Source organism: Actinobacillus genomosp. 2, from assembly GCF_029773605.1.
In the GTDB taxonomy this organism is placed as follows: domain Bacteria; phylum Pseudomonadota; class Gammaproteobacteria; order Enterobacterales; family Pasteurellaceae; genus Actinobacillus.
Map to the genome: position 1 here is coordinate 1,012,714 of NZ_CP103807.1, position 13,658 is coordinate 1,026,371.

The following is a 13,658-nucleotide window of genomic DNA, read 5'->3' on the forward strand; positions in this document are numbered from 1 at the left end:
TCACAATAGGTATACACAAGCTGCCAAAATCAAATCCCAACTAGAGGGGTGATGGCAGCAAAATGAAAATTATTTATTACCTTTACCAAATTTGCTGGTAAGAGCGGCCAAACTTTCAGCGGTCGCTTTTGCCGACTTATCTTTTGCTACTCTTGGGGCTTTTTTCAGTCGTGCATCTGTACTTTTCTTCGCATTTTCTTCACGTGCTTTTTTCTTGAAAAATTCTTTACGCTGTTCTTTCTTCTGCTCCGCTTTACGTGCAGCATATGCTTCTTTAGCCACAGATAATGACTGTGCGGCGTGTTCCGCTTGAGCTTCATCTACGATGCCAGCTTCTTCGCCTTGTAAACCGACACGTTGCGCATTTACTTTACAACAAGCAAGATAACGCCAACTCATTGTATATGTACGTAATGCTTGACGTAATAATGTTTTACTGATTTTTTCATCATTCGCCAATGCTTCAGCTAACTCTTGGAAAAGACCAACTTTTAACGGTTTAGCTTCACCTTCAACACTGAAGCAAAGTGGAAATTTATCGGCTAAATAAGCGATCACTTCTTTTATGCTCGGATTTGTTCTATTGCCATTTTGCACATTGACTTGTTGTTCTGACATATTATTTTCTCTTTTAAAATTTGGGCCAAAATAGATGTTTACTCAATACAGAGCCATAACTTGTTACTATATTTTATTTACCGATTTTCGTCTATATAAAATCAAGCCTTTCTATGATTTTGTTGTTGAGCGATATATATGTGTTTCAATTTGTGTAAATAAGTTCAAAAAACATTTGCTTTAATAATTTTTTAGTGTTCTAATCACTTCCGCTTCTCGTAGCGTTCTTGAGTACGATTGCTTTATCGATGTTTTCCTTTCTATAAAATCTTATGATTTTCCGAGAGTTTTCACGAATAAATCTCTAATCTCCAACCAAACGTGTAGCAACTCTTTTCAATTTATTTTTTATAAGGAAAATCCTATGTCTAAAGCAACAGGTATCGTTAAATGGTTCAATTCAACTAAAGGTTTTGGTTTCATTACTCCAGATCAAGGCGGTAAAGATATTTTTGTTCACTTTTCAGGTATCGTAGGTTCAAACTTCCGTACTTTAGAAGAAGGTGCAAAAGTTGAATTTGAAGTACAAGATTCTGAACGTGGCCCATCAGCGGTAAACGTAAAAGCACTTTAATTTAAATTGCTTGTATAAAATTTTAAAGCCAGCTCTCGCTGGCTTTTTTCTTATTCATGAGGTTCATACGCTAGAGGATATAAATCCAGTTTATCCATTAATAAGCGGTCGGAATCCTCTTCTGGATTACAAGTCGTCAATAATTTCTCACCATAGAAAATTGAATTAGCACCAGCCATAAAACATAAAGTTTGCATCGCTTCCGGCATTGCAGTTCTACCGGCTGATAACCTTACATAACTTTTCGGCATTGTAATACGGGCAACCGCTATCGTTCTTACAAATTCCGTCCAATCCAAATCTTCCGCATTTTCCAATGGCGTACCTTCAACTTTAATTAATTGGTTAATCGGTACACTTTCAGGTTGCGGATCAAGATTAGCTAAACTGGCGATAAGTCCGGCACGTTCCGGACGGGTTTCATTCATACCGACAATACCGCCACAGCACACTTTTAAACCCGCGTGACGCACTTTACCAAGCGTATCCATCCTATCATTATGATTACGTGTATGCACAATTTTACTATAACGTTCCGGATCAGTATCTAAATTATGATTGTAATAATCCAAACCTGCTTGCTTTAAATCTTCTGCCATTCCTTCTTCAAGTAAACCGAAAGTACCACAAGTTTCTAAACCTAATGCTTTGACTGCTCCTATAATTTCAGATACAACTTTAATGTCTTTCGGCTTAGGTCCACGCCAAGCAGCCCCCATACAAAAACGGCTTGCCCCTCTCGCTTTCGCTATTTTTGCTTTCTCAACGATTTCTTCAACATTCATCATTACTTGTTTTTCAAGCCCCGTATCATAGCGAGCAGATTGTGGACAATATTCACATTCTTCCGGGCAGCCACCAGTTTTAATTGATAGTAATGTTGAGAGTTGAATCGCTTGCGGATCAAAATTTTCTCGATGAACTTGTGCCGCTTTAAAAACTAATTCCATAAAGGGCATCGCAAACAATTCTTCCACTTGGCATTTACGCCAATATTGTGCTGTAGGATGAGGTGTTAATTCGTTTTTTGCTTTCAAGCGTAAATTATAGGTAGTCATAAATTCCATTCTCCTTAATTATAAAAAAAGCGGTCAATTTCCTTGTATTTTTTACAAAAAATGAGGAAAAATTGACCGCTTACATAAGTGATAATCTCAGTTACTTAGCTAATTTTTTTGTTTTTACAGCTTTTTTCACTTTAGCTTTAGTTTTCACCTCAGCTTTATTTTCATCTTCTACCATGGTTTTCACGCAAAGATGAAGAATCTGTTCTACACCGTTTTTAATATATTCATCACTACGCACCGTATTCTTTTGAATATCAAGCATAGCATCGTGGATACCTTGGCTCATGCTTGGCGTTTGCACAAAGCTCCAGCAATTCGGATCAAGATGGTTAAAGTTACCCTGTAAATCTGCCGCATAAAGCACGCCGCTATAATATGCGTAGATATTATGATCCATCATTCTATTCAAGATCATTGCTCTGATCTGCTCCACCGGCATATTCACTTTCTTGTTATACCAAGCATCCACCCCATTCATAAATGAGTTAATATCATAACTTTCATTTACTCGATCAGCGTAAGTCTGTGCCGTTGCACCATAAGCAATTGCATAAGATTTTTGGTCCACTTCCGAATCATTTAAACGAGTCCAACTACTTTTGCTCGAACAAGCGGTTAACACCGCTAACGTTAAGCAAACTAAAATCGGTTTAATTAGCGTTTTCATATTGCACTCCTGATTGCTTTATAAAAATTTGTTATCCATTTTACCGAATAAATGGCAAAATTACTTCTATTTTTTAAGAGGTAAGTATGAAACAGTATTTGGATTTATGCCATCGTATCGTAAACGAAGGAAAATGGGTAGAGAATGAACGTACAGGTAAGCATTGCTTGACTGTTATTAATGCAGATTTAACTTATGATGTGGCTAACGGTGAATTTCCTTTAGTAACTACTCGCCGTAGTTTTTGGAAAGCTGCAATTGCGGAATTACTCGGGTATATTCGTGGTTACGATAATGCGGCAGATTTCCGTAAGCTAGGTACTAAATCATGGGACGCCAATGCAAATCAAAATGCCGCTTGGTTGGCAAATCCATATCGTAAAGGCGAAGATGATATGGGATTGGTTTATGGTGCGGTTGGTCGTCATTTCCCTAAACCTGACGGTGGTTCGGTTGATTTATTACGTCAAATTGTCGATGATCTTAAAAAAGGCATCGATAATCGTGGTGAGATTTATACTTTTTATCACCCGGGAATATTCCATATGGGCTGTTTGCGTCCTTGCCTATACAGCCATCATTTCTCGCTTTTAGACGGCACGCTTTATTTAAACAGTACGCAACGTTCTGCCGATGTGCCGTTAGGCTTAAACTGGAACATGATCCAATGTTATACCTTCTTAGCTTTAATGGCACAAATTACCGGGCACAAAGCAGGTCAAGCGTATCATAAGATTGTCAATGCTCATATTTATGAGGATCAGTTGGAATTAATGCGTGATGTGCAACTCAAACGGGAGCCGTTAAATGCACCTAAACTTTGGATTAATCCGAAAATTAAATCACTTGAAGATTTAGAAACTTGGGTAACGTTAGAGGATTTTAAAGTGGAAGGCTATGAATATCATCCAAGTATTCAATATCCATTTACAGTATAAAATATCGATAAAAAAGCCTAGATTAATCTAGGCTTTTTATTGTATTCAGAGAATTATTTTACTAAATCTTTTAATGCTTTACCTGCAACGAATGCCGGTACTTTAGATGCTTCAATTTTAATTTCTTCGCCTGTACGTGGGTTACGACCAGTACGAGCATTACGTTCGTTTACTTTAAAAGTACCGAAGCCGATTAATTGAACGGTATCGCCATTTTTTAGGCTTTCAGAGATCGCGTTTAAAGTCGCTTCTAATGCTGCTTTCGCATCTTTCTTGCTTAATTCTGCACCAGCAGCGATAGCATCGATTAACTCAGTTTTGTTCATAATTGTATCCTCTAAGATTTATTTTAGATTAAATGACGTTACACGCCTGAAATAATTGCGTAAAACGATTGCTAGCTTAATTCAAACTTGCTATTTCGCAAAGGAGATTCGTATCAAAATCACGGATAATTTACTTTATTGATTAAATTTTAACCCAATATTACTAATTCCATTCGTGCGAATCTCATTTTTTAGACCGGAAATTAACTCTATATCACGTTCGTCACATTCATTCAGCAGACGGTAAATTTGCCATTGAACATCAAGCTCATCTTGAATTTCTTCGGCATTTTTTAGCTCTTGCTCATTTAATTCACGCTCTTGTTGCATTTCTAAATAGCTTGCTACTGTTCCTAATGAGATTTGGCTAATACGAATTGCTTGTTCTAAGGTCGAACCGGCAATTAAGCTATGTAATAATTCCGAAAGTGCTTCACAAGCTTCTTGTGCAGGTAGAACACCGAAAAAATCATAGTCGTTCACATCCGGAATGATTTCTTCTAATTTTTCTAGCTGATTATCGAAGTTTATCTTTGCTCCTTTAACGGTCAAAAACTCCCAAACTAAATTGAGAATATTTTGAAAAACCTTCTCTTTGTCAGTTTGTTCAGTTACTTCACAAAATAGCTGATAATTTGGATACATTCTTTCACAAAGACACGCCATAAACGTTAAATGTTGCCAAGACTCAAAACGTTCCATACGTTTATGAATAGGATTTCTCATTTTTGCCTCTTTCATTAAGCTAAGCGGATTTTCTCAAAAACAAGCGGTTGAATTTCCGTCAGTTTTGGCAAACTTTTAGTGAAATTGAACCGCTTGTTTAACGATTAAATTACTTATGGTACTGTTTGGAATACTCGTGAATCGCATCCACAAATACTTTCGGACTTTCTACCGGAACATCCTGATGAATACCGTGCCCAAGATTAAATACATGACCGGAGCCTTGACCAAAACCGGCTAAAATTTGTTGTACTTCTTGCTCGATACGTTCCGGTTGAGCATATAATACGCTCGGATCCATATTGCCTTGTAATGCAACTTTATGTCCGACACGACGACGAGCATCAGCGATATCAATTGTCCAGTCTAAACCTACCGCATCACAGCCGGTTTCCGCAATCGCTTCCAACCATAAACCGCCGCCTTTGGTAAATAAGGTGACCGGCACTTTTCTACCGTCATTTTCACGAATTAAACCGTCCACGATTTTGTGCATATAACGTAGCGAGAACGCTTTATATTCGTTATGTGCTAATACACCGCCCCAAGTATCGAAAACCATCACTGCTTGCGCACCGGCTTTAATTTGTGCATTCAGATATAAGATCACACTATCGGCTAATTTATCTAATAATGCGTGTAGAATTTGCGGATCGGCATACATCATTTTTTTGATTTTAGTGAACGCCTTGCTTGAGCCGCCTTCCACCATATAGGTTGCTAATGTCCACGGACTGCCTGAGAAACCGATTAACGGCACTTCGCCTTTTAATTCACGGCGAATGGTACGTACCGCATTCATCACATATTGTAATTCGCCTTCTGGATCCGGAATCGGTAAGTTTTCTACCTGTGCTTTATTTTGAATCGGACGAGCAAATTTAGGGCCTTCGCCAGCACCAAAACTTAAACCTAAGCCCATTGCATCCGGAATAGTTAAAATATCAGAAAATAAAATCGCTGCATCCAACGCATAACGACGTAATGGTTGTAACGTCACTTCACAGGCTAAATCCGCATTGCGACATAAAGACATAAAATCGCCGGCTTCTGCGCGTGTTGCTTTATATTCCGGTAAATAACGCCCTGCTTGACGCATCATCCACACCGGTGTCATATCTACAGGTTCACGTAAGAGTGCTTTTAAATAGCGATCATTTTTTAATTGATTCATTGTATTCCTCGTATATCAGTTCAAAATAGAAAAGCGGTTAAATTTTATTTAAAATTTGTAAAATATTGCCATAAAGTAACCACTTGTATATAACTCATCAGGATTAATGAATTTGAGGTTTTTCGCTTTTATTGACATTTAGCGCAAAATGGCTGTGTAGGAATAAAGTTAATACTCGAAGATATTCAACCACTTCCTCTCCTGCTTCCAACAATTCATTATTCTCATCTTCTTCATTGTACCCTAATTTAGAGATTTCTTCTAAATCATCTAGAGCCTCGCCGATTTCATCCGTTTCACGGCTTAATTTAGGTTGTGCTAATCCTAATCCTAGCAAAAATTGACTGGTCCATTCCGCTATCGCATCCGCTAAAGCAAAACCGTCTTCATTATTCGGCATCCAAAGTGAAAATAAGGTATTTGCTTCATCAAAACTTTCCGTTAGTTGTTGATAAAAATCACTCAATGTTGCTAAAGGCACTTGAGAAAAAGCATGACCGTCATTTAAAAATTGATAGGTAAGCGTTTTCCAAGATTCGTCTTGTACACCGCCAGCAATTAATCCGCTTAAAAAACCGTGTACTTCCGCGGCCGTATCTGTAATTTGTAACTGTGAAATTAATTGATTAAATTCATTTGATTGTGTAATAGCCATAGTGTCTTATTTGTGATTCTGTCAAAGAATGGCATAATAGCAAAAAATTTATATTACTTGTGAGGATTTCACGACTATGTCGGCAAATTATATTGAAGTTCAAATTTTTGGACAGGTACTTCGTTTACACTGTCCACCGGAACAACAGGAACATTTACTTGCATCCGCAGAACGTTTAGAAGAACGTGTGGCGCTTTTGAAAGATCAATCCGGAATTATCCAACTTGAAAAAGTGTTGGCGATTGTTGCATTAAATCTCAATTACGAGCTTGAGCAAGAAAAACAAAAAAATGCGAATAATAAAGCTGTATTAGAATCCTGTATTCAGCAACTTGATAGCTCTCTCAATAAATTACTGACAAATACATCGGTTGAGATTAATCAAGAAAACGTTTAAAAGCTGATCATTTGTGAATTTTTCTAAATTCAAGACTAGGAAAAATCATTAATTTCCGTTAGTATAACTCTTGCCTGAGGTGTACGTTGTTAGTTACGTCCCTGAGCCGATAATTTAAAACTTTGAGTTGGACATCTAGTCGCTGGTGAGCAGGCTTACCTTGAGTAAGAAGCCTAAAGGCAATTAAGTTCGATTCCCTTGAACCTTTTGGTTCAAGGACCATCACTGATAACGGCACTTCGGGTTCTTTTTTGCATTAAGGTGGTTTTACTATGCAAACTCATCAAATGCCACTTCGTAAGCAACTTCGCCGAATGGTTCAAACTGAACGAGCAAAATTATCTCCGAATCAACAACTTACTGCCTCTTTAAATCTTATTCCGAAAGCATTAGCTTTAATTAATCATTATCGTGCTGAACATATTGCTCTTTACTTACCTTTTAATCACGAAATCTCCCCGTTACCCCTTATCGATAACTTGCTTGCATTAGGAAAATCCGTTTATCTTCCTGTTCTACACCCTTTTGCTAAAGGTCATCTACTCTTTTTAAAATATGATTCTTCCTGTGTCTTAGAAACACATCGCTTCGGAATGTTGCAACCCAAACTTGATGTTCGCAATGTCAAACCATTAACTGAATTGGATATGATCTTTACACCGTTATTGGCTTGTGATTTGGCAAAAAATCGCTTAGGGTATGGTGGCGGATTTTATGACAGAACCCTTGCAATGGCATCAGCAAAAACAATAAGCGTAGGTTTGGCACATCAATGTCAATTAATTGAACGAGTGCCAACAGAGCCTTGGGATATGCCACTTAATCATTTGATTATTGGAGAGATAATATGACAGAAAAGGAATCAGCAGGAAGCCAAACACTCATTCGTGGGCTTAAATTACTTGAATTGCTTTCCCAATATCCAAACGGTTGCCCACTCGCCCAACTGTCAGAACTCGCTCATTTAAATAAGAGTACCGTTCACCGGTTGTTACAAAGTTTACAACAAGAAGGATTTGTTCGCCCTGCCCCAACGACTGGTAGCTATCGCTTATCCACTAAATGTTTAGCTATCGGGCAAAGGGCATTAAGTTCACTCAATATTCTACATATTGCTGCACCTCATTTAGAAGCCCTTAATTTAAAATTAGGTGAAACAGTAAACTTTGCGATGAGAGAAGAGCATCACGCAATTCTTATCTATAAATTAGAGCCAACTATCGGAATGATGAAAACGCGAGCTTATATCGGGCAAAGATTACAACTGTATTGCTCTGGTATGGGGAAATTATTTCTTGCTTATGATCAACCGGACTATATCCCACATTATTGGCAACTAAAACAAGATGTAATACAACAGCTAACCCCAAATACGATCACTACCATTCCGGCAATGAATATCGAATTGGAAAAAATTCGTTCTCAGCAATTTGCAATGGATGATGAAGAAAATGAAATAGGAGTTTCGTGTATTGCTTGTCCGATTTTTGATCATCAAGGAAAAGTCATCTATGCTATTTCAGTTTCGCTTTCTACTGCAAGATTAGCCCAATCTGGATTTAATACTTTGTATTCTGAAATCCAATCAACTGCGGCAAAAATTTCGGAAGAATTGGGTTGGCATCAAGTATAAGCGGTTAGATCTACACCGTTTTTTGCAAAATCTCAGCAAAGATCTGATCATATTGTCAGGCATTTTTTCTATCCACAAAAGCTGTGGATAACTTTGTGGATTTCTTTATCAAAAACCGGCTAACCCTAGACAGGATCTAGATCCTTTATCTATCATACCTAATTGAACACAAAATAACTTTTATAACAAAATCAATAACTTATATTTTGGCTAGCCATTTTATATAAAAATACTTAATTTTTTTAATGTAAAAATGCTTGACAACATTTGCCTGTGTAAAAGTTATTTTTCTCTCGCCTATAATTCATAAAAACTCATAATTGAATTTAACATTATTTTAACCTTTAAAACATTTTATTAAAAAAATAGGTTGCAAGCTCCTATTTTTTCCGCTATGTTCCGAAATAATCAAATCTTCCGTAATCTGCTGAAAATTTGATTTAACTCGTAAGTACTACATAAAAATAAGTGAATTTTTGCTAAAAATTCATTTCCATCCTATCTTTTGCTATAATTTTCGACTTTTGCACAAAGTTAATAAAATTAGCAACATGGAAAGAATAAGAGGAATAACTATGTTCAACTTCGATCCAACAACAATTACATTCCTGATCTATATTATTGGAATGATTGCGATTGGTTTTATTGCCTATCGTATGACCAATAATTTATCAGACTATATTCTAGGCGGTCGCCGTTTAGGCAGCTTCGTGACAGCTTTATCTGCCGGTGCATCGGATATGTCCGGTTGGTTACTGATGGGATTACCCGGTGCAGTTTATGCCGGAGGGTTAATTGAAGGCTGGTTAGCTATCGGTCTGACTATCGGTGCATATCTAAACTGGAAACTAGTTGCAGGTCGTTTACGTTCACATACAGAACATAGTGGTGATGCACTCACTCTTCCCGAATATTTTCATAATCGTTTTAATGACGAAACCCGAATTATCAAAATTTTATCAGCACTTATTTTTTTGCTGTTCTTTGCCGTATATTGTGCATCAGGTGTCGTAGCTGGAGCGAGAGTATTTGAGAATCTTTTTGGTGTACCTTATGAAAATGCAATTTGGTATGGTGCAATCGCAACTATTCTTTATACTTTCATCGGCGGATTTTTAGCTGTAAGTTGGACTGATACCATTCAAGCATCATTGATGTTATTTGCATTAATTTTAACGCCAGTTTTCGTGATAATTAATGTAGGTGGCTTTGAAGTGATGCAAGAAACCATAGCCAGAGCCGGCGAATTAGCACAGAAAGATTATAACGATATCTTTACCGGTACAACCGTATTCGGTGTATTAAGTCTATTAGCTTGGGGATTAGGTTACTTCGGACAACCGCATATCGTTGTACGTTTTATGGCGGCGGAGAGTGTAAAATCGCTAGAAAAGGCTCGCCGTATCAGTATGACTTGGATGATTATTTGCTTAGCTGGTGCTATCGGTATCGGTTATTTCGGTATGGCTTACTTCTTTACTCATCCGGAACAAGCCGCTATTGTTAATCAAAATAAAGAACAAATCTTTATCGAATTAGCGAAACTGTTGTTTAATCCTTGGGTTGCCGGTGTCTTACTTTCCGCTATTTTAGCTGCGGTAATGAGTACCCTTTCGGCACAGTTATTAATTTGTTCAAGTGCGATTACCGAGGATCTCTATAAAGGTATTTTACGCCCATCTGCAACAGATAGAGAACTAGTTTGGTTAGGTCGAGTTATGGTATTAGCGGTTGCGGCATTAGCGATCTATATTGCACAAGATCCGAATAGCCAAGTATTCGGCTTAGTAAAAGATGCTTGGGCTGGTTTTGGTAGTGCATTTGGGCCGGTCGTATTACTGTCATTATTTTGGAAACGTATGAATGGTTTCGGTGCTATTAGTGGTATGTTAATCGGAGCATTAACAGTTTATTTCTGGAAAGACATTACTGTTTGGGCAAATTTACCGGAAGTTTATTCAATGATTCCGGGATTTATTTTCGCAACATTGGCAATTATCTTTGTTTCGCTCATTACTCCCCCACCAAGCCAAAAAGTGGCCGAAACATTTGAGCGTGCAGATAAAGCCTATTTAGCAGAGCTTAAATAAAAACGATTTACGATTAAAATTAGCTCACTATTTATCCCCTTAGCGACAAACTAAGGGGATTTTAATTTTCTGTTTAGCAAGTCATTTACTTTTCAGCTATAATGCACCGACTATCCCGTGAGGTAGTGTTTACATATGTTAATTCAAACCGAGAGTTGAAACAAAAATGACAAATCAAACTATCAGCACACCTAAACAGGTGTTTGTTGGCTTACAAATGCTATTTGTGGCATTTGGTGCTTTAGTATTAATGCCGTTAATTACCGGCTTAGATCCTAATACAGCCCTCCTTACTGCCGGCATCGGTACCCTACTTTTCCAAATTTGTACTAAAGGTCAGGTGCCTATCTTCCTCGCCTCTTCCTTCGCATTTATCGCTCCTATTCAATACGGTGTACAGCAATGGGGAATCCCAACCACTATGGGCGGTTTGGTATTTACCGGTTTCGTTTACTTCGTATTAAGTTCGTTAGTGAAATGGAAAGGGGCAAATATCCTCGAAAAACTTTTCCCACCGGTGGTAGTTGGGCCGGTAATCATTATTATCGGCTTAGGTTTAGCCCCGACTGCGGTTGATATGGCGCTAGGTAAAGGTACAACTATTGAACCGAATACCGCCTTACTGATTTCAATGGCAACTTTAATCACTACGCTTATCGTAGCGGTCTTTGCCAAAGGTTTAATGAAATTAGTCCCGATTATGTTCGGAATTGTGGTTGGTTATATCCTTTCGCTCGTGTTCGGCATCATTGATTTTAACCCGGTAACTAATGCCGCTTGGTTTAGCTTACCGAAACTCACCACGCCGGAATTTAAGTTAGAAGCGATTCTTTACTTATTACCAATTGCCCTTGCGCCGGCAGTCGAACACGTCGGCGGCATTATGGCGATCAGCTCGGTAACCGGTAAAGATTTTATGACGAAACCGGGTTTACACCGCACCTTATTAGGTGATGGTGTTGCAACCTCTGCCGCAGCATTCTTAGGTGGTCCACCGAATACTACTTATGCCGAAGTTACCGGTGCGGTTATGCTCACCAAAAACTTTAACCCACGTGTAATGACCTTTGCCGCTGTTTGGGCAATCGCCATTTCATTCTGTGGTAAAGTCGGTGCATTCTTACAAACTATTCCGGGCGTAGTGATGGGCGGCATTATGATGTTAGTTTTTGGTTCTATTGCAGCAGTCGGGATGAGTACCTTAATTCGTGCCAAAGTCGATATGGGAGAAGCTCGTAACCTCTGTATCGTTTCCGTAGTAATGACCTTTGGTATCGGCGGTATGTTGATCAATGTCGGCGAATTTTCATTAAAAGGCATCAGCCTCTGTGCTATTGCGGCAATTATTATGAATTTACTACTCCCAAAAGAAGCGAGTAAAGAAGCAGAATAATTTACAATTTCTTATAATAAACAAGCGGTCAAATTCTGTTAAACATTTGCAAATTGCAAAAGATTTTTAGAATTTGGCCGCTTGTTTTTGTTTTTTAGTATAACGACATTAGTACAACAATGAATAAAGCTGTCGTCTAAATTTCGGCACAATAGGATCATTACCTAAAGCGGAAAGAATCGCTAAAAATTGGTTTTTGACTTCCCCATTGGCAACATTTAAATCCGTTTTAAGCCAATCGAAAAGTAACTCCAACGCATCTTCATTCTTATGTGCCTGATGCAATTGATTTGCTAAACGAATTGCAATTTCCGGCGTTTTGTTATTCGCATAATCGGCTTGCAATTGCTGTAATTCAGGCGATTCATTTGCTTGTTCTAACAGTTCAATCTGTGCCTGTAAACCGTTCCAACGGCTATCACGATCTTGAATCGGAATCTGCTTTAAGATCTCTCGAGCGTCTTCTACTTTTTTCATCACAATAAAAGTTTCTGCATAAAGCAAAGCAAAATCGCTGTTTTTCTTATCGGTCATCTCCCAAGCTGATTTAAGTAACGGTAATGCCTCTTCATAACGCTGATCTTGCAATAATTCCAAAGCCTGATTGAATTTAAGCTCTTCTTCTTTCGGCAGAATATTTGCCAAACGTACACGCATTTCTTGCTCAGAAATCGCCCCTTGAATCATATCAACCGGTTGTCCGCCTGCGAAAAGATACATCGTTGGAATCGTTTGAATCCTAAATTGAGCTGCCAATGCTTGTTGTTCATCGCAATTTACCGTAGCCAATAAAAATTGTTCAGGATTTTCATCCGCCAAACGGCGTAATAATGAATCCATTTCCAATGAAGCAACTTCTATCGGCGAGATAAAACTAAATACAACCGGCACTTGTGCCGCTGCATTCCACACTTCACTAAAATTACTTTCAGTCACATTGACAAAATAATTCATACTCTTTTCCTAATCTAAAAAATCAGCAAATTATACCTTATTTTTAGTAAGCCGTTTCAATCGGTAAACTATTTCTTTCCCAAGCATCAAAGCCACCTTTTATGCTATATACACGATCAAACCCTTGTTCGACTAAAAACTGAGCGGTATTCCGACTACTTACGCCATGATAACAAACGACAATAACCGGCTCCTCATAATCCACTTCATCTAAAAAACGTCCATAACTTTCATTCGTTAAATGAAACGCATCTTGTGGATGACTATAAACATAACGGCGTGCATCACGAATATCTGCTAAAGTCGCACCTTCATTTTCCATTAATTCCCATGCCTGTTGTGGGCTGATTTCAGTAAATGTTTCACTCATAAATAATTTCTCGAATAGCTAGTCATAAAAATTGGGCGAATATAGCATAATCTATAAAATAAAAATAAACGAGAAT

Annotated in this window: 16 protein-coding genes and 1 other RNA gene; 8 read left to right on the forward strand and 9 right to left on the reverse strand. The window is 38.0% G+C overall.

Annotation, left to right across the window (positions count from 1 at the left end; translation table 11 throughout):
• Positions 1 to 69: 69 nt before the first annotated feature.
• Positions 70 to 618, reverse strand: coding sequence for an RNA chaperone ProQ (proQ, locus tag NYR60_RS04935; protein ID WP_279465859.1), 549 nt, complete (start codon positions 616 to 618; stop codon positions 70 to 72).
• Positions 619 to 982: 364 nt separating this feature from the next.
• Between proQ and cspE the strand changes: the two genes are divergently transcribed.
• Positions 983 to 1,192, forward strand: a complete 210-nt coding sequence (gene cspE / locus NYR60_RS04940) for a transcription antiterminator/RNA stability regulator CspE (protein ID WP_279445166.1) — start codon at positions 983 to 985, stop codon at positions 1,190 to 1,192.
• Positions 1,193 to 1,242: 50 nt separating this feature from the next.
• Here the strand turns inward: cspE and bioB are convergent, their stop codons facing one another.
• Positions 1,243 to 2,250, reverse strand: coding sequence for a biotin synthase BioB (gene bioB, locus NYR60_RS04945; protein WP_279465860.1), 1,008 nt, complete (start codon positions 2,248 to 2,250; stop codon positions 1,243 to 1,245).
• A gap of 100 nt (positions 2,251 to 2,350) precedes the next feature.
• Positions 2,351 to 2,926, reverse strand: a complete 576-nt coding sequence (locus tag NYR60_RS04950) for a hypothetical protein (RefSeq protein ID WP_279465861.1) — start codon at positions 2,924 to 2,926, stop codon at positions 2,351 to 2,353.
• Positions 2,927 to 3,012: 86 nt separating this feature from the next.
• Between NYR60_RS04950 and NYR60_RS04955 the strand changes: the two genes are divergently transcribed.
• A complete protein-coding gene (locus tag NYR60_RS04955; RefSeq protein ID WP_279465862.1) occupies positions 3,013 to 3,864 on the forward strand; it encodes a thymidylate synthase in 852 nt (283 codons plus the stop codon).
• 53 nt (positions 3,865 to 3,917) lie between these two features.
• On the opposite strand, the gene NYR60_RS04960 is transcribed toward NYR60_RS04955, so the two are convergent.
• The 4 genes from NYR60_RS04960 to NYR60_RS04975 all read right to left on the reverse strand — a co-directional run bounded on the left by NYR60_RS04960 (position 3,918) and on the right by NYR60_RS04975 (position 6,745).
• Positions 3,918 to 4,190 (reverse strand): HU family DNA-binding protein, encoded by a 273-nt coding sequence (locus NYR60_RS04960; RefSeq protein ID WP_279465863.1) that lies wholly within the window; start codon positions 4,188 to 4,190, stop codon positions 3,918 to 3,920.
• A gap of 135 nt (positions 4,191 to 4,325) precedes the next feature.
• Positions 4,326 to 4,916 carry a YjaG family protein gene (locus tag NYR60_RS04965; RefSeq protein WP_279465864.1) on the reverse strand — a complete coding sequence of 197 codons (591 nt, stop codon included), beginning with the start codon at positions 4,914 to 4,916 and terminating at the stop codon, positions 4,326 to 4,328.
• Positions 4,917 to 5,025: 109 nt separating this feature from the next.
• A complete protein-coding gene (gene hemE, locus NYR60_RS04970) occupies positions 5,026 to 6,090 on the reverse strand; it encodes a uroporphyrinogen decarboxylase (RefSeq protein WP_279465866.1) in 1,065 nt (354 codons plus the stop codon).
• A 103-nt stretch (positions 6,091 to 6,193) separates the two neighbouring features.
• Positions 6,194 to 6,745 carry a UPF0149 family protein gene (locus NYR60_RS04975; RefSeq protein WP_279465867.1) on the reverse strand — a complete coding sequence of 184 codons (552 nt, stop codon included), beginning with the start codon at positions 6,743 to 6,745 and terminating at the stop codon, positions 6,194 to 6,196.
• Between the two features lie 76 nt (positions 6,746 to 6,821).
• Here NYR60_RS04975 and NYR60_RS04980 point away from each other — a divergent pair, with 76 nt between their 5' ends.
• The 6 genes from NYR60_RS04980 (at position 6,822) to NYR60_RS05005 (ending at position 12,258) form a co-directional block, all read left to right on the forward strand.
• Positions 6,822 to 7,142 carry a cell division protein ZapA gene (locus NYR60_RS04980; protein ID WP_279445172.1) on the forward strand — a complete coding sequence of 107 codons (321 nt, stop codon included), beginning with the start codon at positions 6,822 to 6,824 and terminating at the stop codon, positions 7,140 to 7,142.
• Positions 7,143 to 7,210: 68 nt separating this feature from the next.
• A non-coding RNA gene (gene ssrS, locus NYR60_RS04985) (6S RNA) lies at positions 7,211 to 7,392 on the forward strand.
• A gap of 22 nt (positions 7,393 to 7,414) precedes the next feature.
• The gene (locus NYR60_RS04990) at positions 7,415 to 7,993 is read left to right on the forward strand and encodes a 5-formyltetrahydrofolate cyclo-ligase (protein ID WP_279465868.1); all 579 of its coding nucleotides are present in this window, start codon (positions 7,415 to 7,417) and stop codon (positions 7,991 to 7,993) included.
• Entirely contained in the window at positions 7,990 to 8,775 is a 786-nt protein-coding gene (locus NYR60_RS04995; RefSeq protein ID WP_279465869.1) for an IclR family transcriptional regulator, read from the forward strand. Before NYR60_RS04990 ends, NYR60_RS04995 begins: the two co-directional genes overlap by 4 nt.
• Before the next feature lie 575 nt (positions 8,776 to 9,350).
• The gene (putP, locus tag NYR60_RS05000; protein WP_279465871.1) at positions 9,351 to 10,865 is read left to right on the forward strand and encodes a sodium/proline symporter PutP; all 1,515 of its coding nucleotides are present in this window, start codon (positions 9,351 to 9,353) and stop codon (positions 10,863 to 10,865) included.
• Between the two features lie 166 nt (positions 10,866 to 11,031).
• Positions 11,032 to 12,258: a uracil-xanthine permease family protein gene (locus tag NYR60_RS05005; RefSeq protein WP_279465873.1), complete on the forward strand. Its 1,227-nt coding sequence runs from the start codon at positions 11,032 to 11,034 to the stop codon at positions 12,256 to 12,258.
• 108 nt (positions 12,259 to 12,366) lie between these two features.
• On the opposite strand, the gene NYR60_RS05010 is transcribed toward NYR60_RS05005, so the two are convergent.
• Both NYR60_RS05010 and glpE read right to left on the reverse strand, forming a co-directional pair.
• The gene (locus tag NYR60_RS05010; RefSeq protein ID WP_279465874.1) at positions 12,367 to 13,212 is read right to left on the reverse strand and encodes a co-chaperone YbbN; all 846 of its coding nucleotides are present in this window, start codon (positions 13,210 to 13,212) and stop codon (positions 12,367 to 12,369) included.
• Between the two features lie 43 nt (positions 13,213 to 13,255).
• The gene (glpE, locus tag NYR60_RS05015) at positions 13,256 to 13,582 is read right to left on the reverse strand and encodes a thiosulfate sulfurtransferase GlpE (RefSeq protein WP_279465875.1); all 327 of its coding nucleotides are present in this window, start codon (positions 13,580 to 13,582) and stop codon (positions 13,256 to 13,258) included.
• Positions 13,583 to 13,658 lie beyond the last annotated feature (76 nt).

What these genes read in the sequence shown, in the direction of transcription:
- proQ (WP_279465859.1), bottom strand. Translation starts at nt 618, where the DNA reads ATGTCAGAACAACAAGTCAATGTGCAAAATGGCAATAGAACAAATCCG.
- cspE (WP_279445166.1), top strand. Translation starts at nt 983, where the DNA reads ATGTCTAAAGCAACAGGTATCGTTAAATGGTTCAATTCAACTAAAGGT.
- bioB (WP_279465860.1), bottom strand. Translation starts at nt 2,250, where the DNA reads ATGACTACCTATAATTTACGCTTGAAAGCAAAAAACGAATTAACACCT.
- NYR60_RS04950 (WP_279465861.1), bottom strand. Translation starts at nt 2,926, where the DNA reads ATGAAAACGCTAATTAAACCGATTTTAGTTTGCTTAACGTTAGCGGTG.
- NYR60_RS04955 (WP_279465862.1), top strand. Translation starts at nt 3,013, where the DNA reads ATGAAACAGTATTTGGATTTATGCCATCGTATCGTAAACGAAGGAAAA.
- NYR60_RS04960 (WP_279465863.1), bottom strand. Translation starts at nt 4,190, where the DNA reads ATGAACAAAACTGAGTTAATCGATGCTATCGCTGCTGGTGCAGAATTA.
- NYR60_RS04965 (WP_279465864.1), bottom strand. Translation starts at nt 4,916, where the DNA reads ATGAGAAATCCTATTCATAAACGTATGGAACGTTTTGAGTCTTGGCAA.
- hemE (WP_279465866.1), bottom strand. Translation starts at nt 6,090, where the DNA reads ATGAATCAATTAAAAAATGATCGCTATTTAAAAGCACTCTTACGTGAA.
- NYR60_RS04975 (WP_279465867.1), bottom strand. Translation starts at nt 6,745, where the DNA reads ATGGCTATTACACAATCAAATGAATTTAATCAATTAATTTCACAGTTA.
- NYR60_RS04980 (WP_279445172.1), top strand. Translation starts at nt 6,822, where the DNA reads ATGTCGGCAAATTATATTGAAGTTCAAATTTTTGGACAGGTACTTCGT.
- NYR60_RS04990 (WP_279465868.1), top strand. Translation starts at nt 7,415, where the DNA reads ATGCAAACTCATCAAATGCCACTTCGTAAGCAACTTCGCCGAATGGTT.
- NYR60_RS04995 (WP_279465869.1), top strand. Translation starts at nt 7,990, where the DNA reads ATGACAGAAAAGGAATCAGCAGGAAGCCAAACACTCATTCGTGGGCTT.
- putP (WP_279465871.1), top strand. Translation starts at nt 9,351, where the DNA reads ATGTTCAACTTCGATCCAACAACAATTACATTCCTGATCTATATTATT.
- NYR60_RS05005 (WP_279465873.1), top strand. Translation starts at nt 11,032, where the DNA reads ATGACAAATCAAACTATCAGCACACCTAAACAGGTGTTTGTTGGCTTA.
- NYR60_RS05010 (WP_279465874.1), bottom strand. Translation starts at nt 13,212, where the DNA reads ATGAATTATTTTGTCAATGTGACTGAAAGTAATTTTAGTGAAGTGTGG.
- glpE (WP_279465875.1), bottom strand. Translation starts at nt 13,582, where the DNA reads ATGAGTGAAACATTTACTGAAATCAGCCCACAACAGGCATGGGAATTA.